Below are 19,601 nucleotides of genomic sequence, written 5' to 3'. Positions count from 1 at the left end.
AGGCTATAGCCGTTAATTTACGGTTATAGGTCTTATGAAACAAGAAACTGCACTCAAGCTTTTGAAAGCGGGCGAAAATGTCTTTTTAACAGGTTCGGCAGGTGCAGGGAAAACCTATACACTCAATCAGTACATCAATTATTTAAAAGCCCGTAAGGTGCCTGTGGCGATTACGGCATCAACCGGGATTGCTGCAACGCATATGAATGGCATGACCATTCATACCTGGGCGGGAATCGGCATCAAGGATTTTTTATCCGATGCTGACCTGAAAAACATGAAAGAGCGCAAGTACCTTAAAGAGCATTTAGAAAATGCCCAGGTACTGATTATTGATGAAATTTCCATGCTGCATGCCAAGCAGCTGAATCTGGTCAATCAGGTTTTAAAATATTTTAAAGAAAGTGATGAAGCCTTTGGCGGGATTCAGGTCATCGTTGCTGGCGATTTTTTCCAGTTGCCACCGGTAGGTAAAAATGAAGAACGTAACCGGGATAAATTCTGCTTTATGTCGGATGCGTGGGTGGAAGCCAAATTTCGCGTTTGTTATCTGACCGAGCAGCACCGACAAGGTAATGACTATTTAAATGATATTTTAAATGCTATTCGCAACCAGAGTATAAGTGTCGAACATCTTCAGGCTTTGGAGCAGACCCGCCAGCAGAACGTGGGAGAAACCTTTACCCGTTTATATACCCACAATATGGATGTGGATAGCATCAACTTTAAGCATCTGAATGCTATTGATGCCGAAAGCAAGCAGTTTGACGCCATCTGTGATGGCAATGACAAGCTGATTGAAACCCTAAAATCTTCGGTTCGTGCGCCTGAAAACCTGACTTTAAAGAAAAATGCCAAGGTCATGTTTGTCAAAAACAACTTTGATATGGGCTATATTAACGGCAGTCTGGGCGAGGTCATTGGCTTTGAAGAAGATGATGAATATGGCATTTTGCCAAAAGTAAAATTAACCGACGGTACGGTACTGCTGGTGGAACCTGAAACCTGGTCAGTCGATAATGATGCAGGTAAAACTATTGCCAGTTTTCAGCAGATTCCATTACGTCTGGCTTGGGCCATTACTATTCATAAGTCGCAAGGCATGACGCTGGAAGCGGCCGAGATTAATCTGGCGCATACCTTTGAGAAAGGTCAGGGTTATGTGGCGTTGTCGCGTTTAAAAGCATTAAGTGGCTTAAAGCTGCTGGGTATGAATGAACAGGCTTTGGAGTTGGACAGTTTGGCCATTAAGGCCGATCGACGTTTTCAGGAACTGTCTGAAGAAGCGGAAAATCACTTCCAACTGATTGATTTAACACCGCAGCATAAAGCTTTTATTCGTCACTGTGGTGGTACCTTGAATGAAGCTGAAATTCAGCGTAATGAAAAGAAAATAGCGAAAAGTGGTGGCAAAACCAATTATGCGACAGCCACACTGGATGAAACTCGTGAATTGTTTGAAGAAGGTTATGAAATTCAGGATATTGCCGTTGAGCGTGGCTTGACTCCTGCGACCATTATCAATCATTTGGCGAAATTACATAAAGAGCAGGGCTTGGACATTTCCGTGGCTCATCCGGGGGATGAAGTGGTGGAACAGGTGCGTAAAATTTATAAACGCTTGATGAAACGTCAAAGTCCTGAAAACTTTAGTGAGGATGGTGCAATTAAGCTGCGTCCGATTGTAGAAGCGACCAGTCCACGTATGGGCTATGACCAAGTACGTTTAGCTTTGCTTTTTGTTGAATAAATTGAAATAAAATAAAATGAATGCGTGATGAGGGCTTCTTGGCTTGTCACGCATTACATCTTTTCCAACTTGGGTTAAACTACAGCCTTTAAATTACAACATGTACGGCTATGGCATTTAGCACGTGGTATACACTAAGAAGATTCGTTTATAACAATTTACATAATGAAGACTACGAAACCAGGTTTAGTCGGACGATCAACTATTTTTTAATTTTATTGATCCTGGGTAATGCGGCAGCCATATTATTGGAGTCGGTAAATGATGTGTATCAATCCTATGCGGCATTTTTCGATTTTTTCGAATATTTTTCTATCTTCATTTTTTCGCTTGAATATTTACTCCGTTTTTGGTCAGTTGCCGAAGAAAATCCATTTTACAGTGCCTGGAAGAATCGCCTGAACTGGGTCAAAAGTGGTGCAGCAATCATTGATTTATTTGCCATCTTGCCAGCTTATATTAATTTCTGGGTGCCGATTGATTTACGCTTCCTGAGAATTTTACGGCTCATGCGACTGTTAAAGTTGACACGCTATTTTGTCTCCCTGCAAATTCTATTGCGCGTGATTGAACGTGAAAAAGGGTCTTTTCAGGCGGTTCTCTTTATTTTAAGCATCATGATTGTGATGGCTGCCGCCTGTATTTACGTGGTCGAAAGTAAAGCTCAACCTGAGGTGTTTACTTCAATTCCAGCATCGATGTGGTGGGCGGTAGTGACCTTGACCACTGTGGGTTATGGAGATGTAACACCGATTACTCCTTTGGGGCGTTTTTTGGGCGCAATTATTACCATTTTAGGCGTGGGGCTGGCCGCTTTACCGGCAGGTATCTTGGCAACCGGCCTGACCTATGAACTCGAACAGCGTAAGCAGAATCTGGAATTGAAATTTAGAGAGTTATTGCAAAGTTCTGAAATTGATCTATTCAATGATCAGGAAAAAATAGAAAGTATGCGTAAAGAGGTGGGACTCACTTCAGAGCAAACGCGCAATATTATTTTCCAGTTGCTGCGCGAGCAACGAGAAGAAGCATTGAAGCAAGAACGCGAGCAATATGCCTATTGCCCACATTGCGGAAAAAAATTGCCAGATTAAGCTGATATTTAGGTTCTGTTGACATTTCATACATGGCTTGCATTGCAAAAAATCATCACTTTGAGTTAGAAAAATAATTTGTTATGTTATTTGTGAAGAACAATAATCTGTATCAGTTTTAAAGTTGAAAAAACAGGATGATTTTTTCATTAACTTAAAATAAAAATTAAAAGGAAAATAAATGAAACAGTATCAGCGAGCGGCTTTGGCTTTGGTGGTGGCCAAGCTGGAATTCGGCAATCATAAGTCAAATATTTATGATTACAATGAAAGTGCCTATTCTCAAATCAGCGGCAACGTCAATGCGGGCGAGGCAAAACTTTATGATTATCACCGATCAGCTGTTTTTGAGGGACGAAACACCGGCCGTGAGTTTAACCTGTATGATTATGGTCATAGCGAATTTATCAGTTTAAAAAAGAAAGGCATAAAAAAATACGAAGGCTATCATTATGGCAACTCAAGTTACTACGAAATTACCATTTCTGGCTCGACCATAACGCTGTATGATTTTAGTACAGGACAATATTATAATTTTAGTTAGTTCATCCTGAATTGGATGCTAAAAATAGCTCCGATAAAGGAGCTATTTTTATTGTGCAATCTGGATTATGCAGCTTGCAGCTCTTTACGTACTTCTTTGGCCATTTTCACTAGCGTTGCCAGTGCTATTTTCGTCTCAGCCCAACCACGTGTTTTTAAGCCGCAGTCCGGATTGACCCATAAACGTTCAGCAGGAATGGTTTTTAATGCACCATCAATCACGGTACGCATGTTGTCACTGGTAGGGGTACGTGGACTGTGAATGTCATACACACCTGGACCAACTGCATTGGGATAACCTTGCTCGTGGAACACGTCTAACAGCTGTAAACCTGAACGGGAAGTTTCAATCGTGATGACATCTGCATCCATCGCTGTGATTTGTGGCAGGCAGTCTTTAAAGTCTGAATAACACATGTGGGTATGAATTTGCGTATCCACACGTGCGCTGCTTGAACAGTGTTTGAACGATTTTACCGCCCAATCCCAGTATTCAGCCTGATCGGCTTTACGCAGGGGTAAACCTTCACGGAATGCCGCTTCATCAATCTGGATAATTTCGACACCAGCATCTTGCAGATCAGAGACTTCCTGACGGATTGCTTCAGCCAGCTGTAAACATACTTCACGACGAGTCCGATGCGCAGGAGGGAATGACCAGTTTAGAATAGTAACCGGGCCGGTCAACATGCCTTTGACAATCTTGTCAGATAAGGTATTGGCATACTCAATCCATTTCACTGTCATTGCATTTGGACGAGTGATATCCCCCACGATGATTGGCGGGCGAACACAGCGACTACCGTAAGACTGAACCCAACCAAACTTGGATAACCAGAAGCCGTCCAGCAGACCTGCAAAGTATTCAACCATGTCGGTACGTTCGGCTTCACCATGTACCAGAACATCTAGACCAAGTTCTTCTTGCTGTTGAATCGCATATGCGATTTCTTTTTTCATTGCTGCTTCATAGGCATCGTTGGTCAAATTTCCGTTATTCCAGGCTGCACGTGCTGCACGAATTTCAGCAGTTTGTGGGAATGAACCGATGGTCGTGGTCGGGATCAAAGGCAACTTCAGTTTTTCTTGTTGGGCCTTGAAACGAATTTCAAACGGTGCTTGGCGAGATTGGGCCACTAAATCAAATGGTGCATCCACAGCTTTAGAAAGTTTTCCATTTGCATAAATGTGACCGTTTGCTAAGGCGACAAGCTCCTCTAGTTTTTGGCGGGCAAAAGCAAGTTTGCCATCTACTTCAGCAGGAATAGTTTCAGAACGCAGATCAACCGGCACGTGCAGCAATGAACAGCCCGTAGCAAGCCATAAACGCTCACCTAAAGATTTTTGTGCTGTTTGAACAATATCATTCAGGGCCACTAGGTCACTTGCCCAAACACTACGACCGTTGATTAAGCCCAAAGACAAGATTTTGTGTGTTGGTAATTGGTCAATGACTTTTTTCCAGAAAAACTCACCCACTTTTTCACGGGTAATGTCAATGTGTAAGCCTGCAACTGGAAGATTGACAGCAAGATTTAAATTGGCACCTAGAGTTTCAAAATAACTTGCCACAATCAATTTTAAACCATCATGACGTTGTAACAGATAATAAACCTGTTCAAATGCAGCTTGCCATTCTGGTGCAAGATCAAGTACTAAAGCCGGTTCATCGACCTGTACATATTCTACGCCGCGTGCTTTGAGTTCATCGAATAATGCTGCATAAATTGGCAGCAATGCATCTACAAATTTTAAATTTGTCTGATCTGCGCTTATGTCAGCATGATCATTTCCACATTCACAGGCATGTTTTTCTGCTTCTGCTGTATTTGCATCGACAATACGGGATAAATACAGAAAGCTGACTAAACCAGGGAGTACCACTTTAAGTGGTTGATTCAATGCCTTGGCGCGATCGACTTGCGCCAGTAAATCAGAAAAATCAGCTTTAAACTGTTGTGCTGAATTTAATTCAGGTACTAAGTAGTGGTAGTTGGTGTCAAACCATTTGGTCATTTCTAGTGCAGCAACATCGGTGCAGTGGGGTGCACGACCCCGTGCCAAATAGAACTGTTGATCAACTTGATTTAGCTTTTCAGCTTCTTTAAAGCGGGCTGGAATTACTCCTAAACGCACGGCATGGGTTAAAATACTGTCATAAAATACAAAGTCACCCACAGTCACCAAAGATAAGCCGGCATCTATTTGTGCTTGCCAGTTACTTGCTTCTAGCGCTTGGGCTTTTGCTAAAAATTCTGCTTGAGTTATTTCACCTTTCCAATAGCTTTCTTCTGCAAATTTAAGTTCACGTTTTGCACCAATGCGTGGGTAGCCCAAAATATGTGTAGTTAAAGTCATGATATTTCCAGGGAGATAGATGATCTCATTTTGTTGCAACTATCATGAACAAAAATAAAGATGAATCAAACTCATTATTTTCATGTTAAAATTATTTTTATTCATTATGTGATTTTTTGCTTTTGGGCTTCACGTACAAGGCCTCAAAAATTATGCTCTGTTGGAATGACTATTAATATGTTAGAAATTCGCCATTTAAAAACACTGACTGCTCTGCGTGAACATGGTTCACTGGTGGCTGCTGCCAATGACTTGTGTTTAACACCATCGGCTATTTCACATCAGTTAAAAGAACTCGATCACTGGTATGGGGTAGAGGTGGTCAATCGCCGTAGCCGACCGGTCACTTTTTCCAATGTGGGGCAGCGTTTGCTCAAATTGGCAGATGATGTACTGCCACAAATTCAGATTACCCAGACAGATATTACCCGTATTGTGCATGGCCAGACTGGGCGTATTATTTTCTCCTCTGAATGTCATAGCTGTTTTGACTGGTTAATGCCACTGCTCAACCAGTATCGCCACTTATATCCAGATGTAGATCTGGATTTTGCTTCCGGCTTTGAAGCCAATCCACATGAACTGCTGCAAAATGCCGAATTTGACCTGTTAATTACGGCAGATCCGATTGCCTTAAAAGGCATCGAATATTTTCCGATTTTTGAATATGAATCACGTCTGGTCTTGTCGAACACTCATCCACTGGTTCGTGCAGAACGTATTACCGTGCAGGAATTGGCAGAGGAAACTCTGATTACTTATCCGGTAGATAAGCACCGTCTGGATATCATGGCGAAACTGTTTATTCCTGCCAATATTCAACCCAAACAGATCCGGACCACGGATTTAACCCAAATGCTGATTCAACTGGTGGCCAGTGGGCGAGGTATTGCTGCACTTCCAGACTGGGTGGTGAATGAATATGAACAAAAGGGATGGGTGACTTCGCGCCGTTTGGATTGCGTTTCTGCGAGTGGTTTGCGCCGGACCTTGTATGCGGGTTATCGAACTGAAGAAAAAGAAAAAAGCTATTTTGAGGGTTTCCTGAAACAACTGGAAAAATTCTCGCAAAAGCGTAATCCGTATTATTCTGCTTAAAAAATCATGCTTGAATCCTATATAGAATCAAAGCCTTATAGGGAATTTTTTCATGATCCGAGTCAATGCTAGATTGATTGTTACAAGCTCTTAGCTTATTCAAATCAACGATAAATAATCGTTTTTATTCTTGCTAGTCTAACGCTGGAATTGCCGAAGGAGAAGGTTGTGAGTGCCATGCGTTGGCTCAGCAAAGATTTATGGATTATTGCAGCAGGATTTGTCGCTGCCATGCATGTAGGCAAGTTGCCACCCGCGGTTCCTGTACTCCAAGCCGAGTTAGGCATCAGCTTGGTGCAAGCCGGTTTTTTATTATCTCTGGTACAGGTTGCCGGTATGTGCATGGCACTCGTGCTGGGTAGTTATACCGCTAAAATTGGCTTAAAACGCTGTGTACTATTGGGCTTGAGTTTACTCGCATTCGCCAGTTTCACTGGTGGTTTTGTGCAGGAATTCCCGACGTTGCTTGCACTGCGTGTGGTTGAAGGTTTCGGATTTTTACTGATTACCTTAAGTGGTCCTGCTTTTATCCGCCAACTGGTTCCGCTCGAGCAGTTACAAGCCAAGATGGGGCTATGGAGCGCCTATATGGGAGGCGGAATGGGAATAGGCTTACTGTGTACGCCATTCCTGATCAATAGTATGGGCTGGCAAGGGGTTTGGATATGTTTCGGGATATTATCACTGGCTTTGGCAGCTGTGATTTACAGGGTTATTCCCGCAGTGCAGACCCATACCCAGTTGGTTGCAGTATTTGATTTAATTAAACTGACTTTAAAACATCCTCCAGCCTGGATTCTGGCCGCTATTTTTGGTGTATATGCCGGACAATGGTTGAGTCTGGTGGGATTTTTGCCCAGCATTTATCAGCAATATCAAATTCCTTTAGCCGTGGCAGGAGCCTTAACGGCAATCGTGGCGATTGCCAATGCTGTTGGCACCTTTGTGTGTGGTTTAATGTTACAGCGTGGTTTGCGGCCTCAAACTTTAGTCCAAACCGGTTTTGCCACCTTAATGGTCTGTGCCCTGAGTTTTTATCTGTTACGCGAATTTTTGCCCTTTATTCTGCAATTTATATTGGTTTTGAGCTTTTCATTATTTGGCGGTTTGGTCGCAGTGGTCGTGTTTTCTCAAGTATTAAATTTTTCCGCAAAGCCGATTGCCATTACCACTACAATAGGATTAGTCTTGCAATTTTCCGCCACATCTCAATTTCTGTTGCCGCCTTTGATTGCCTCAATTGTACTGGCCACAGGTGGATGGTTTTGGGTCGGAATTTTAATGGCAAGCATGTCCCTGATTGGCATGCTTTTAACCAGAATTTTATTTCGAAAAGCTGCATAAAGTGTGCAGATCAAGCCTGTCAATCATCCGTTGTCAGGCTTAAGAATAAAAAATCAAGAATGACCAATAAACAGGGTTAATATCCCTGCTGCAATTAAAGGGCCGACAGGAACGCCGCGCAATACTGCCACACCTGCAACCGTACCAATCAGCAAGCCTGCAACCACGTCAGGCTGATTGCTCATCAGTTTGACTCCGCGTCCACCTAGCCATGCGACCAGTACGCCAATGGCGATGGCAAGTAAGGATTTAAAACTCAAGAAGGATTTTAAAATGGCATCGCCGGGAATTTTGCCACTGGCAATCGGAGTCAGAACGCCAATAGTTAAAATAATGATGCCAATATTTAAACCATGTTGTTGCAGATAGGGAAAATATTCACTCAGCGGGGTAATGCGAAAAACGATCAGTACACCTGCAGCAATCGTTACGGCACTATTATGGCTAAAGATACCACAGGCCAATAAAACCAGCAGGACAATCAGGTTTAAATCGAGATGGGACATTATTTCAAGGGAGAAATTTATAAATCATTACTATTGTATAAGGTTTTGATGGAAGATTTGCCCGAAAAAGCAGGAACAATAAAAATACCCCTCATTTCAGTATAGAATGCGCATTCCGTGAGAGTAAAAGGTTAGGTCTATGTTGTTGGAAAAGATGTTGCAATCCCAGGGTTTTGGTTCGCGTAAACATTGCCAGCAGCTCATTAAAAACGGAGCGATTGCCATTCAAGGGGAAGTCATCAGCAATCCAAAACATAAACTGGATTTAAAGGATTTAACTTTTACGGTCTATGGTGAAACATTTGATTATCGGGAAAAAGTGTATATTGCCTTAAACAAGCCGCAAGGTTATGAGTGTTCACATCAGGCCACCCATCATTTTAGCGTATTTGATTTATTTGATGATGTGCTGATGAATCGTGGCTTGCAGTGTGTGGGTCGTCTAGATCAGGACACCAGTGGATTGTTGTTATTGACTGATGATGGACAATTTCTACAGGCCTTAACCCATCCGAAAAAACATGTGGCCAAAGTTTACCGTATGCAAACCGCTGATGCTGTAACGGAAGAGCAAATTCAGCAGTTAAAGCAGGGGGTGGAATTGCGCAATGAATCGGGTATTTTTGCCGCGACTGATATCATTCTACTGGCTGAACATGAATTGCAGCTGACTATTCATCAGGGTGTTTATCATCAGGTCAAGCGCATGCTGGCCGCAGTGGGGAATAAAGTAGAGCGATTGCATCGTCAGCAGATTGGCGCTTTGGAGTTAACAGATTTACAAGAAGGGCATTGGATCTATTTAAGCCCCGAACAGGTGGAATTAGCCAAGACAAGAATGACAGCTTAATTGTTATTTCAGGAAACAATGATAGGTTTGGAATTCATCATCTTTGACAAAACCCATTTTTTGATAAAGCTGATAGGATTGATAATTATTCTTTTGCGTCTGTAGGCTGATACGTTGAGCGTTTTCATGACGTGCAAATAAAATCGCAGTATCGATGAGCTGTTTGGCTGAACCCTGACGACGAAAAGTCGGGGTGACGTAAACATCATCCAGAATGTAATAGGTGCTACAGGCGACTGATGAAAAGCCGAGATATAACAAAATAAAACCGGTAAAAATATCATCTTTTACATGAATGAAAATGATGCTTTCCTGATTTTGAAATCGCTGCTTTAAAAATTGATAAGATACATCCAGATTAGAAGAAGCACCATAAAATTGACGGTATTCATCGAATAAAACAGCAAGGGGGTGTAAATCTTCTAAAGAGGCGCGTCGTACGATCATGCGATACTCCATGCTTTTTTATAGTCTTTGCATGAAGCATACCTAAGTTTTTATGAGAATTTTTCTAAATTTTGTTTGTAAATGCGACAGTGTTAAGTTTTGTCACTTTCACCCAAAATGGCATTCAGTTCTTCAAAAAGGTCAAGATGGTCGTCATCCAGATCAAAGTCCTGATCATGAGAAACAGCCTGTTCTGTAGAGGTGTTTGAAGTGTTTTGTTGTTGCTTTAATTTTCGGATTTTTTGCAGTTGATCAAGGTTAATATTCTGATTTTCAATAGAAAATGGAATAGATTTTGTTAAAACAACTTGTTTGAAAAATAGTCGGACTGCTTGTGCAGGCGTAATGCCCAATTGTTTAAATACTGCAAAAGCATGCTTTTTTTCTTGGGAATCCAGTCGTATTTGATAAACTTCGGTTTTTCTCATGATTTTTTAAATACGTCTAATTACTTAACTTTTCAGCATTTATTTTAATCAAATTGAATGTAATTTCAATATTCATACGTTCGATTTACCAAAATATTTTGTAATGACAAAGATATTACAATGTTAGGTCAAAATGGGATGAAAAAGTCATGTTCTGTCCACTCAGGGGATCAATAAATGCAATATGTTTGGCTAACAGTTGCAGTGGTGCAGAAAAATCATCTTCTCTTTTATGTTGTACTGTTGGATAAAAGGGATCGTTTTTAATGGCAATGCCTAAACTACTTAAGTGCAGCCGCAGTTGGTGTTGCTTGCCGGTGGTTGGTTTTAGCTCATATTTTCCCCATGCTCTATCATGTTCGATCAGATCAATCTCTGTTTCACTATTTATTTTGCCTTCAACCACTTGCATGGTATAGAAGGGTTCACCTTTTTCCATACGATAACGTGTATAACATGGAAATGTTAAAGTGGCATGAAACGGTGCAATAGCGTGATAGGTTTTTTTTACCTCACGTTTGGCGAACATCTCCTGATAGATTGCACGGCTGGCAACCTGTTTGGAGAATAAAACCACACCGGCAGTTTCGCGATCTAAACGATGAATCGGGGTTAGAAATTCATTGCCGGTCTGTTTTTTTAATCGTACCAGCAGGGTTTCCTGTACGTATTGCCCCGTCGGACTGATGGTTAAAAAATGTGGTTTATCGATGACCAGCAAATGTTTGTTTTCAAATAAAACTTTATGTTCAAACGGAACGGGTATTTCATGGGCTAAAAAACGGTAATAGAACACATGACTATTTTCATTATAAGGTGCATCAACCGTTAAGATATTGCCTGCGGCATCATAAATTAAAGCGTCAGTAAAACGTTGTTGCCATTCAGCAGGCTTGATATGCGGAAATTGCTGACAAAGATATTGATATACACTGTCTGGTGCAGTAGAGGTTTTAGGAAGAAAAACTTTACTTGCGCTAACACCATCAATCATGGGCGGAAGAAATTCAGTACTGGTCATGTGATTTGTCGTAGATCAATCTGCTGTGCATAAAATCACTGCTATTTACAATGAAATGCAGGAAAAGTTCCATATTTGGAAGTGTGAACATGGGCAATAAAGCGGTGCGATGCTATCATAATTGTTCTTTTGAATCTTGTCGTGAGTAATATGCAGTATTCATTTAATTTGGCTTTAAACAATGAAGACGATACCCAAAATTTAGCACAGGTTTTGGCGCAGCATTTTACAACGGGTGTAATTTATTTAATTGGTGATTTAGGCGCGGGTAAAACCACACTGACACGCTATTTTTTGCAAAGCTTAGGCCATCAAGGGGCGGTAAAAAGCCCCACTTATACCTTGGTGGAACCGTATAATATTCATGGAAAAGACATCTTCCATTTCGATTTATACCGTTTAAATGACCCTTATGAACTGGAACTGATGGGCATTCGTGACTATTTGGAAACGCTGAATGCGCTATTTTTATTTGAATGGCCATCCAAAGGTGGCGATGAAATTCCACAGCCTGACCTGATTATCAATATTGAAAAGTCTGAAGATGAACTGATGCGTACTGCTAGTTTAAGTTTCTCGTCTGCAGCATTAAACCAAGCATTAGAGAGCCATTTTAACAATGCGTGATAATTTAAGCGAACGTCGTATTCATACCCTTAATCCTGCACTGGCGAACCAGATTGCAGCAGGTGAGGTGATTGAACGTCCAGCATCGGTGGTCAAAGAATTATTAGAAAATTCAATTGATGCAGGTGCGACGGAGCTTATTATTCGGGTTGAGCAAGGCGGCAGTACCCTGATTGAAATCATTGACAATGGTCATGGGGTTCATCCTGACGATTTGGCTTTGGCCGTCATGCGGCATGCCACCAGTAAAATCCAGACAGCAGAGGATTTACAGGCCATTGTTAGCTTGGGTTTTCGTGGTGAAGCTTTGGCATCGATTGCTGCGGTGTCACGCCTGACCCTGATTAGCAGTCAAAATGATGAAGGTATCGGTTATCAGGTGGAAGTGAATGGCACAGCTTTTGATCATCAGGAAATTCAGGCGGTTGCAGCACAAAAAGGCACCCATATTCGGGTGCAGGATTTATTTTTTAATGTGCCCGCACGTCGAAAATTCTTAAAAAAACAGGCGACGGAATTTGGTCATATTGAAGAAATCGTGCGCCGTCTGGCATTGACCCATTTCGATATCCGTTTTGTATTGGAGCATAACAACACTATTCGTCTCAATTTACCGGTTGCAGATAGCGGTGAGCTGCGTTTTCAGCGTGTGCAGCAGCTCTTGGGCCGACAATTTACCGAAAATGCGTACTGGATTGATGCTGACAGTATCAATATGCGCTTGTCTGGCTGGTTAGGGCATCCCTCAGATGCGCGTGCTCAAGCCGATTTGCAATATGTGTATGTGAATGGTCGGATTGTCAAAGACAAAACGATCTCACATGCCTTGCGTATGGCCTATGATGGTATTTTGCACGGTCATCAACATCCGGCGTATTTGCTGTTTTTAGAAGTTGATCCTGAAAATATTGATGTCAATGTGCATCCAACCAAACATGAAATCCGTTTTTTAAACCAGCGTGAAGTACATGAGTTTGTACGTCATTTTGCTAAAGAAAAATTGTCTGAATTTCAAACGGCCACAGCAGAACTGGCTTCGGCCATGAAAAGGGATGAAGCAGACCAGATTGCTGCGCTGCAGCCGCAACCACGTTATCAGGAACAATTTCAACTGCATAAAGCGGTAGATGCGTATACGCCACAACCGGAAGCGCAAATTTCCACCGATTTGCTCAGTGATTTTAATGCCAGCAGTCCGCAAACGGTACATTATGCTTCATCTCCGGCTGCAAATAGCTATGTGGGTTCACAACAGCTGAATAATGCCCTGAAAAGCTATCTGGCACCGTTAAGAGAAGAAATTGATACTGCTTCTTCTCAAATAAATAGCCTAAGTAATAGTGATAATATTGAAAAGCTGCAATCGACCTATGTAGATGAGCATCCACTCGGGATTGCAATTGCACAGTTACATGGCATTTATATTCTGGCACAAAACTCTGAAGGCCTGATTATTGTCGATATGCATGCCGCACATGAACGCATTGTGTTGCAGCAAATGAAAGCCGCATGGGATAAGCCTGAATTCTGGACATCACAACAATTGCTGATTCCTAAAGTAATTAGTATTAGCCGTATGCAAGCCATGCGGGTGGATGATTTAAAAGAACAGTTGGCACGTTTGGGCTTGGAAATAGATCAATATGGCGATGAGCAGGTGATTGTGCGCGGAGTTCCTGCCATTTTGCACAAGGCAGATTTTGCTGCTTTGGTTCCTGAATTGCTCAATGATCTCGATCCCAATGATGAAGCACAGGGATTGTTGCAAAAGCGTGACCAAATTTTAGCAGGTATGGCCTGTCATGGTGCTGTACGTGCGCATCGTATTTTAAGTCTTTCGGAAATGAATGCCTTGCTGCGCCAGATGGAACAAACCGAATTTGCCAGTCAGTGTAACCATGGACGTCCAACCTGGCGTGCATTTCCACTTTCACAATTAGATAAACTTTTTGCTCGAGGAGAGTAGTTGTACATGTCGAATCAATTGCCGGTCATCAATTTAATGGGACCAACTGCAAGTGGTAAAACCGCTTTGGCATGTGAACTTTATGAGCAGGGTCATTTTGAGCTGATCTCTGTTGATTCTGCGCTGGTTTATCGAGATATGGACATTGGTACCGCGAAGCCAACGAAAGAAGAGCAGGCACGTTATCCGCATCATCTAATCGATATTATCACTCCATTAGAAGTGTATTCGGCCGCCCAGTTTGTAGAGGATGGCTGTAGCTTAATTGATGATATCCATGCACGTGGTAAAACACCTATTCTGGTGGGTGGTACCATGCTGTATTTCAAGGCTTTATTAGAGGGATTGTCAAGTAATTTGCCCAGTGCCGATTATGCAGTACGTGCAGAAATTGAGGCTAAAGCGGAGCGTGAAGGCTGGGAGTCGGTTTATCAGGAATTATGTGAGGTTGATGCTCTGGCGGGGCAGAAATTTAAGGTCAGTGATAAACAGCGCATCATTCGTGCTTTGGAGGTATTTAAGCTGACTGGACAGCCAATTACAAAACTACAAGCTGAACAACCCAAAAATATACCATATCGCTACACATTTCATAATCATGCCTTATTACCTGATCGTGTAGAATTACACAAGCGTATCGAACAACGGTTAAAAATCATGTGGGATATCGGATTTTTACATGAAGTGGAAGGGCTGATTGAAAAATACGATTTAAATGATAATTTGCCATCCATGCGCTCAGTTGGTTATCGTCAAGCTCTAGAATTTATACAAAAAAGTGATCTAAGTATCAAAAAACGACAGGAAATGGAGGATAAGTCTTTATTTGCAACACGACAACTGGCAAAACGTCAATATACTTGGTTAAGATCTTTGCAAGAATCGCATAATTTTAAAACATATTTGACGGTCAAGCAGGCCCAAGAAGACTTGCGAAAGTGTTACGGATAAAGCAAAATTTAATAACTATCTTTTTTATAATTTTTATTGAGAAATAAAGATAGTTTTTTGCGCTGATTTTTAATTTTTTGGAGTTATAACATGTCTAAAGGTCAAACTTTACAAGATCCGTTCTTAAATTCTCTCCGTAAGGAACGTATTCCTGTTTCTATCTTCCTTGTGAATGGTATTAAATTACAAGGTCATATTGAATCATTTGACCAATATGTAGTTTTGTTAAAAAATACTGTAAGCCAAATGGTTTACAAACATGCGATTTCTACAGTTGTTCCTGCACGTAATCCACGTCCTGCTGGTGCTCCTGCTGGTGCTCAAGGTGCTGGCGGTTTTGGTGGTGGTCAGCCTCAAGGTGGCTTCGGTGGTCAAGGTGGCTTCGGTGGTCAAGGTGGCTTCGGTGGTCAAGGTGGCTTCGGTGGTAATCAAGGTGGTTTCGGTGGTCAAGGTGGCTTCGGTAGCCAAGGTGGTTTCGGTGGTCAAGGTGGCTTCGGTAGCCAAGGTGGTTTCGGTGGTCAAGGCGGCTTCGGTGGTCAAGCAAACCCAGGTTTTGAAGGCGAAACAAAATTTGAAGATTCTCAAGACGATGAAAATAATCGTTAATTGTTAATTCTTAAAAGCCTCTCTTTATGAGAGGCTTTTTTATTTTGAAGCAAATGAATGGACTAAAGACTGTAGACAATTCATCTATGCTTGCTCAATTTGGGCATAAATTTATATATGAAATATCAATAAACCTTAATCAGTTTTCTTGTGGGTAATAAAAAACCAGTTGCTTAAACAACTGGTTTTTGGGCTCAAATCAATTGAGGCTTATTTATTTTTTTTACGGTCTAGATTTGGGTCTTTGACTTCTACAAAGGCATTACTACGAATTTCACGTAACCAGCTATCCAGTTCAGCATCGAATTGACGTTCACCCAGAATTTGACGTGCCATGCGTTGTTGATATTCACGCGTCATATCTTGTTGGCGCATATCTGTAACCTGAAGAATGTGCCAGCCAAATTGAGTCTGGAAGGGTGCACTGATCTGACCGACAGCCGTGTTTTTCATTTGCACCTCAAATTCAGGTACCATAACGCCCGGGTTCACCCAACCTAAGCTGCCGCCATCACGTGCAGAACCTGGATCATTGGAAAAAGTTGATGCCAATACGGCAAAATCTTCACCCGCTTTTAAGCGGTTATGGATACTGTCAATTTGTTGTTTGGCATTTTCAGGACTTACTACTTCCGAAGGCTGAATGAGAATGTGACGTGTCTGGTATTGCGATACGATCGCTTTTTGCGCACCACCTTTACGTTCAATCAATTTTAACACATGAATACCGTCTCGCACTGGAATCAGGTCTGTAGTCTGACCTTCTTGCAACGTACTTACACGGGCTGCCAGTTCAGCCGGGATATCAGACAGGCTTCTAAAGCCCATATCTGCACCCTTCACTTTAACTGTCTTGGTAGTGAACTTTTGGTCAATCGCTTTAACATCATTGCTGTTATTCAGTTCAGCTTTGACAAGTTTTGCAGTTTTTTCTAAGGCTGCTTGGTCATCACCAGATACACGGATATGAATAACATGCGCTTGGTTCCCTAAAGCGGCTTGACCTTGTGGCGTCTTTAAGAAGTTTTCTACATCCTGATCGCTAATTTTAATACGGGACATCACCACTTGTTGACGCAGGCGATTAATTGCTAAATCTTCTGCAATGCGATTGCGCAAGGATTCGTAAGTCCCCGGTGCAATACCATCAAGCTTTTGCTGGAAGGCTTCTAAACTTTTGCTTCCAGATTGACCTGCAACCTTAAGCACAGCTTCATTCAGTTCTCTTTCATTCGGCTTAATATTGTAGCGTTTAACCTGTTCAAGTTGTGCTTGACGAATAATGAGCTGGTCAAGTGCCTGTTGCTGTAAATATTGTTCTGGTGGCAGCTGTTTTTTTTGTGTTTCTAATTGATGTTTGAGTTCTGCGATACCTTGTTCTAAATCACTTTTTAAAATGACACTGTTATCTACCACTGCAACCACTTCATCTGAGGATTGAGCAAATGTAGTCATTGATGAAGATAAGGCTAAAGCAAGCGCAGTCGCTTTAAAAAAATGTTTTAACTGTATTGTCTTCATTAACGTTGTGTCCAAGATTGATTAATATTATTGAAACCTAAAATACGGTTTTCTAGTAAAGATGAAAGCTTGTTGTTGAAGCCGCCTAAGCCTTTGAGGCTAATTTCCGCCATAATGGCACGTTTGGGTGAAACACCATCATCGTTCACGTTGTCCAGGTCATTATAGTAAGAGCGGCCATATACCGAAATGCCCCAGCAACAGGACTCATAATTTACACCGAGTAAATACTCACGAGCGACATTATTGTCCATATCATATTGTGCATGACCTAAAATACGCCAGTTATTTGCTACAGGTTGAATGAATGATGCGACAACCTGATCATACTGGTCTTGACGGTTCGGAATGTCTTTGCGGTAGAAATAACCCAGATTATAAAGATTTCCCTGATTACCTGTGTAATACAATTGCAGATCACGCTGTGCATTATCACCATTCGACATCCATGCAGAATTTGCACCAACGGTGAAATTTTGTGACAGTTGGCTAGAGACACTTAAAATAGGGCCGGTACGACGTTCAGTATCAAACTGATCAGCTTTATTTTCTAGCGTTACCCGGCGATCTTCAAAAAAGAAGCTTTGACCCACGCTGGTTTTTAAGCGTTCTAAACCTACTTCATCAAACAGACTATAACTTAGTCCTAAAGACAGAAAATTATTGTCTTCTAAACGGTCATGTCCATAGAAACGACGTGGACTGAATAACTGATCATAATTGATGGAGGCAGGAGCCGAGTCAAAGTTTGGATGTCCATCCTGGTTTTTATACGGTGCATAGGCATAAAAAGCGCGAGGAGTAAGTGTTTGCAGATATTTACCTTCTTTTTCAAAGGTTAAACCGGTATCTAAAGTGAATTGGGGGACGGTGACGGTCTTTGTTTCATCTGATGAGCTAATATTCTGAGCAGCAATCGTATTTTGATCATATACGGTATTTATATTGCGCAGTGAAATCTCAGGAATCATAAATGACCAAGGAGTACGATAGTTGTAACGCACTGCAAAATCATTGTAAATACGGGTACCGCTTGGTTCGTTGTTTGGGCTATTGAAATCAGTAATATCTTTTTTAAAGTAAGCGGTGTCATTATTGAATTCATATTGCAAACCTAAGGGATTGCCAGTTTTATAATTCAATAAAAATTGTGGTAGACGTGCATAAGGGCGGTCTACAGATGAAACGGTATTATCGAGCGTTTGGAAATCTTCAACTTTGAGTTGCGCAGATAATCCTGGAATTCCATTACCGTAATTGAGCTGCCAGGCACGGCGCAAGTTTAATTCTGTTTTTGAGTTGGGATTGTTATTTAAATCAGAGAAATAGTCTTTATCTGAAACATAGTTATATTCAATATTGGTAGAAAACTGGTTGTTGATTTGCCAGTTATGTAAGAATTGCAAGCCTTTACGGTCTTGGTCATTGTATTCGTTATCTGCAGCCAAGTAGCCGCCCGATACTCTGCCAGTGCCGTAATTTTCCGTTAAATAGCGGAATTCGCCTTCAAGCATTGCGCCGCGATTACCGATATAGCGCGGTGTAAGGGTTGCATCGTAATTAGGTGCCAAGTTTAAATAAACAGGAACTGTAAGTTCTACGCCACCATCGTTGGTAAATCCAAAACCTGGGGTCAAAATACCGGTAGTGCGACGGTCATCAATCGGGAAGTTGAAATAAGGTACTGCAAGCACCGGTACTTCTTTGACATAAAGTTTGGTGCCGCGCGTTTCACCGCGTCCGGTTTCTTTATTTAAGGTAATTTTATCAGCCTGAATTTTCCAGCCTGGTTTTTCATCGGGTGGACAGGTGCTGTAGGTAGCGTTATTCATCACCACCACATTTTCTGAAGTGCGGGCAATTTTTTCTGCACGGCCATGTGCATGCTGCTCTTCAGAAATATAAAAGCTGTTATTTAAATCGCCTTGCTGGGTCTTTAAGTTGTAATTGATCTGGTCACTTTGTGCCAGTAAGCCGGCTTGTGCCATTTGCACGCGACCTTGTGCATTGGCGTAGGTTTGGGTCTGGTCGATGGTAATTTTATCTGCACGAATTTGGCGGCCTTGCTGGTCAATTAATACATTGCCTTCAAGAACAGAGTCGCCATTCGGGTCAAAATGACCATAATCTGCAGTCACTGTAGATGTGGCATTGTCTGGATCTGCAGCTTTGGTCTCCGGACTGATTGGTGTAATCCAGGCGCCTTTGCAATAAGCAGAGCTCAAATACTGTCCTTGACGTTGTTGAGCTTCAGGTGCTGATTTGTCTACATAGTATTGTTCAAAAAATTGTTGTCCAGGATACGACTCCTGAATACTGTCTTTCATTTTTTGGTTGTCGACAGTCGAAGCTGGAATTGTAGATTCAGCATAGCTTGAGATCGAGCTGCCACATAAAAGGGTTAAAATAGCAGTCGCTAAAGGATTAAATTTAAACTGATGCTTCATTTGTATCATTAACCAAGTATGCTTAATCGCAATTAATTATTCTC

The 19,601-nt window shown here is 41.7% G+C and carries 17 protein-coding genes; 10 read left to right on the top strand and 7 right to left on the bottom strand.

Going from position 1 to position 19,601, the window contains the following annotated elements; all coding sequences use genetic code 11:
• Window positions 1-34 precede the first annotated feature (34 nt).
• The 3 genes from FTU91_RS01010 to FTU91_RS01000 all read left to right on the top strand — a co-directional run bounded on the left by FTU91_RS01010 (window position 35) and on the right by FTU91_RS01000 (window position 3,388).
• Window positions 35-1,750 carry an AAA family ATPase gene (locus FTU91_RS01010; RefSeq protein ID WP_180041706.1) on the top strand — a complete coding sequence of 572 codons (1,716 nt, stop codon included), beginning with the start codon at window positions 35-37 and terminating at the stop codon, window positions 1,748-1,750.
• A gap of 110 nt (window positions 1,751-1,860) precedes the next feature.
• Entirely contained in the window at window positions 1,861-2,844 is a 984-nt protein-coding gene (locus tag FTU91_RS01005) for an ion transporter (protein WP_086195505.1), read from the top strand.
• Window positions 2,845-3,025: 181 nt separating this feature from the next.
• On the top strand, window positions 3,026-3,388 hold the full coding sequence (locus tag FTU91_RS01000) for a hypothetical protein (protein ID WP_180041704.1): 363 nt from the start codon (window positions 3,026-3,028) through the stop codon (window positions 3,386-3,388).
• Window positions 3,389-3,453: 65 nt separating this feature from the next.
• Here FTU91_RS01000 and metE read toward each other — a convergent pair whose 3' ends face one another.
• Window positions 3,454-5,745 (bottom strand): 5-methyltetrahydropteroyltriglutamate--homocysteine S-methyltransferase, encoded by a 2,292-nt coding sequence (gene metE, locus FTU91_RS00995; protein WP_180041701.1) that lies wholly within the window; start codon window positions 5,743-5,745, stop codon window positions 3,454-3,456.
• 177 nt (window positions 5,746-5,922) lie between these two features.
• On the opposite strand from metE, the gene FTU91_RS00990 reads away from it, so the two are divergent.
• Together FTU91_RS00990 and FTU91_RS00985 are read left to right on the top strand one after the other, a co-directional pair.
• On the top strand, window positions 5,923-6,843 hold the full coding sequence (locus FTU91_RS00990) for a LysR family transcriptional regulator (protein WP_086195502.1): 921 nt from the start codon (window positions 5,923-5,925) through the stop codon (window positions 6,841-6,843).
• Between the two features lie 177 nt (window positions 6,844-7,020).
• Window positions 7,021-8,187: a CynX/NimT family MFS transporter gene (locus FTU91_RS00985; RefSeq protein ID WP_257221633.1), complete on the top strand. Its 1,167-nt coding sequence runs from the start codon at window positions 7,021-7,023 to the stop codon at window positions 8,185-8,187.
• Between the two features lie 53 nt (window positions 8,188-8,240).
• Here FTU91_RS00985 and FTU91_RS00980 read toward each other — a convergent pair whose 3' ends face one another.
• Window positions 8,241-8,696: a DUF441 domain-containing protein gene (locus FTU91_RS00980; protein ID WP_180041859.1), complete on the bottom strand. Its 456-nt coding sequence runs from the start codon at window positions 8,694-8,696 to the stop codon at window positions 8,241-8,243.
• Window positions 8,697-8,832: 136 nt separating this feature from the next.
• Here FTU91_RS00980 and FTU91_RS00975 point away from each other — a divergent pair, with 136 nt between their 5' ends.
• Window positions 8,833-9,543: a pseudouridine synthase gene (locus tag FTU91_RS00975; RefSeq protein WP_180080413.1), complete on the top strand. Its 711-nt coding sequence runs from the start codon at window positions 8,833-8,835 to the stop codon at window positions 9,541-9,543.
• Window positions 9,544-9,546: 3 nt separating this feature from the next.
• Here the strand turns inward: FTU91_RS00975 and FTU91_RS00970 are convergent, their stop codons facing one another.
• The 3 genes from FTU91_RS00970 to FTU91_RS00960 form a co-directional block, all read right to left on the bottom strand.
• Window positions 9,547-9,990: an N-acetyltransferase gene (locus tag FTU91_RS00970; protein WP_180080386.1), complete on the bottom strand. Its 444-nt coding sequence runs from the start codon at window positions 9,988-9,990 to the stop codon at window positions 9,547-9,549.
• Window positions 9,991-10,082: 92 nt separating this feature from the next.
• Window positions 10,083-10,418, bottom strand: coding sequence for a type II toxin-antitoxin system RelB/DinJ family antitoxin (locus FTU91_RS00965; protein WP_180080382.1), 336 nt, complete (start codon window positions 10,416-10,418; stop codon window positions 10,083-10,085).
• A gap of 115 nt (window positions 10,419-10,533) precedes the next feature.
• A complete protein-coding gene (locus FTU91_RS00960) occupies window positions 10,534-11,439 on the bottom strand; it encodes a pseudouridine synthase (protein WP_180080380.1) in 906 nt (301 codons plus the stop codon).
• Between the two features lie 150 nt (window positions 11,440-11,589).
• On the opposite strand from FTU91_RS00960, the gene tsaE reads away from it, so the two are divergent.
• The 4 genes from tsaE to hfq all read left to right on the top strand — a co-directional run bounded on the left by tsaE (window position 11,590) and on the right by hfq (window position 15,589).
• Entirely contained in the window at window positions 11,590-12,066 is a 477-nt protein-coding gene (gene tsaE / locus FTU91_RS00955) for a tRNA (adenosine(37)-N6)-threonylcarbamoyltransferase complex ATPase subunit type 1 TsaE (protein WP_180080434.1), read from the top strand.
• Window positions 12,059-14,032 (top strand): DNA mismatch repair endonuclease MutL, encoded by a 1,974-nt coding sequence (gene mutL / locus FTU91_RS00950; RefSeq protein ID WP_180080377.1) that lies wholly within the window; start codon window positions 12,059-12,061, stop codon window positions 14,030-14,032. The genes tsaE and mutL overlap by 8 nt, the downstream gene beginning before the upstream one ends.
• 6 nt (window positions 14,033-14,038) lie before the next feature.
• Window positions 14,039-14,983, top strand: coding sequence for a tRNA (adenosine(37)-N6)-dimethylallyltransferase MiaA (gene miaA, locus FTU91_RS00945; RefSeq protein WP_180080374.1), 945 nt, complete (start codon window positions 14,039-14,041; stop codon window positions 14,981-14,983).
• 90 nt (window positions 14,984-15,073) lie between these two features.
• Window positions 15,074-15,589, top strand: coding sequence for an RNA chaperone Hfq (hfq, locus tag FTU91_RS00940; protein WP_086195493.1), 516 nt, complete (start codon window positions 15,074-15,076; stop codon window positions 15,587-15,589).
• 210 nt (window positions 15,590-15,799) lie between these two features.
• Here hfq and FTU91_RS00935 read toward each other — a convergent pair whose 3' ends face one another.
• Together FTU91_RS00935 and FTU91_RS00930 are read right to left on the bottom strand one after the other, a co-directional pair.
• Window positions 15,800-17,110, bottom strand: coding sequence for a peptidylprolyl isomerase (locus tag FTU91_RS00935; protein ID WP_180080371.1), 1,311 nt, complete (start codon window positions 17,108-17,110; stop codon window positions 15,800-15,802).
• Entirely contained in the window at window positions 17,110-19,557 is a 2,448-nt protein-coding gene (locus FTU91_RS00930) for an LPS-assembly protein LptD (RefSeq protein WP_180080368.1), read from the bottom strand. The genes FTU91_RS00935 and FTU91_RS00930 overlap by 1 nt, the downstream gene beginning before the upstream one ends.
• Window positions 19,558-19,601 lie beyond the last annotated feature (44 nt).

This window comes from Acinetobacter sp. YH12201 (assembly GCF_013418145.1).
GTDB lineage: Bacteria > Pseudomonadota > Gammaproteobacteria > Pseudomonadales > Moraxellaceae > Acinetobacter.
The sequence above is the reverse complement of the archived record's forward strand: the minus strand, read 5'-3'. Positions and strand labels throughout refer to the sequence as shown.

What these genes read in the sequence shown, in the direction of transcription:
- FTU91_RS01010 (WP_180041706.1), top strand. Translation starts at nt 35, where the DNA reads ATGAAACAAGAAACTGCACTCAAGCTTTTGAAAGCGGGCGAAAATGTC.
- FTU91_RS01005 (WP_086195505.1), top strand. Translation starts at nt 1,861, where the DNA reads ATGGCATTTAGCACGTGGTATACACTAAGAAGATTCGTTTATAACAAT.
- FTU91_RS01000 (WP_180041704.1), top strand. Translation starts at nt 3,026, where the DNA reads ATGAAACAGTATCAGCGAGCGGCTTTGGCTTTGGTGGTGGCCAAGCTG.
- metE (WP_180041701.1), bottom strand. Translation starts at nt 5,745, where the DNA reads ATGACTTTAACTACACATATTTTGGGCTACCCACGCATTGGTGCAAAA.
- FTU91_RS00990 (WP_086195502.1), top strand. Translation starts at nt 5,923, where the DNA reads ATGTTAGAAATTCGCCATTTAAAAACACTGACTGCTCTGCGTGAACAT.
- FTU91_RS00985 (WP_257221633.1), top strand. Translation starts at nt 7,021, where the DNA reads ATGCGTTGGCTCAGCAAAGATTTATGGATTATTGCAGCAGGATTTGTC.
- FTU91_RS00975 (WP_180080413.1), top strand. Translation starts at nt 8,833, where the DNA reads ATGTTGTTGGAAAAGATGTTGCAATCCCAGGGTTTTGGTTCGCGTAAA.
- FTU91_RS00970 (WP_180080386.1), bottom strand. Translation starts at nt 9,990, where the DNA reads ATGATCGTACGACGCGCCTCTTTAGAAGATTTACACCCCCTTGCTGTT.
- FTU91_RS00965 (WP_180080382.1), bottom strand. Translation starts at nt 10,418, where the DNA reads ATGAGAAAAACCGAAGTTTATCAAATACGACTGGATTCCCAAGAAAAA.
- FTU91_RS00960 (WP_180080380.1), bottom strand. Translation starts at nt 11,439, where the DNA reads ATGACCAGTACTGAATTTCTTCCGCCCATGATTGATGGTGTTAGCGCA.
- tsaE (WP_180080434.1), top strand. Translation starts at nt 11,590, where the DNA reads ATGCAGTATTCATTTAATTTGGCTTTAAACAATGAAGACGATACCCAA.
- mutL (WP_180080377.1), top strand. Translation starts at nt 12,059, where the DNA reads ATGCGTGATAATTTAAGCGAACGTCGTATTCATACCCTTAATCCTGCA.
- miaA (WP_180080374.1), top strand. Translation starts at nt 14,039, where the DNA reads ATGTCGAATCAATTGCCGGTCATCAATTTAATGGGACCAACTGCAAGT.
- hfq (WP_086195493.1), top strand. Translation starts at nt 15,074, where the DNA reads ATGTCTAAAGGTCAAACTTTACAAGATCCGTTCTTAAATTCTCTCCGT.
- FTU91_RS00935 (WP_180080371.1), bottom strand. Translation starts at nt 17,110, where the DNA reads ATGAAGACAATACAGTTAAAACATTTTTTTAAAGCGACTGCGCTTGCT.
- FTU91_RS00930 (WP_180080368.1), bottom strand. Translation starts at nt 19,557, where the DNA reads ATGAAGCATCAGTTTAAATTTAATCCTTTAGCGACTGCTATTTTAACC.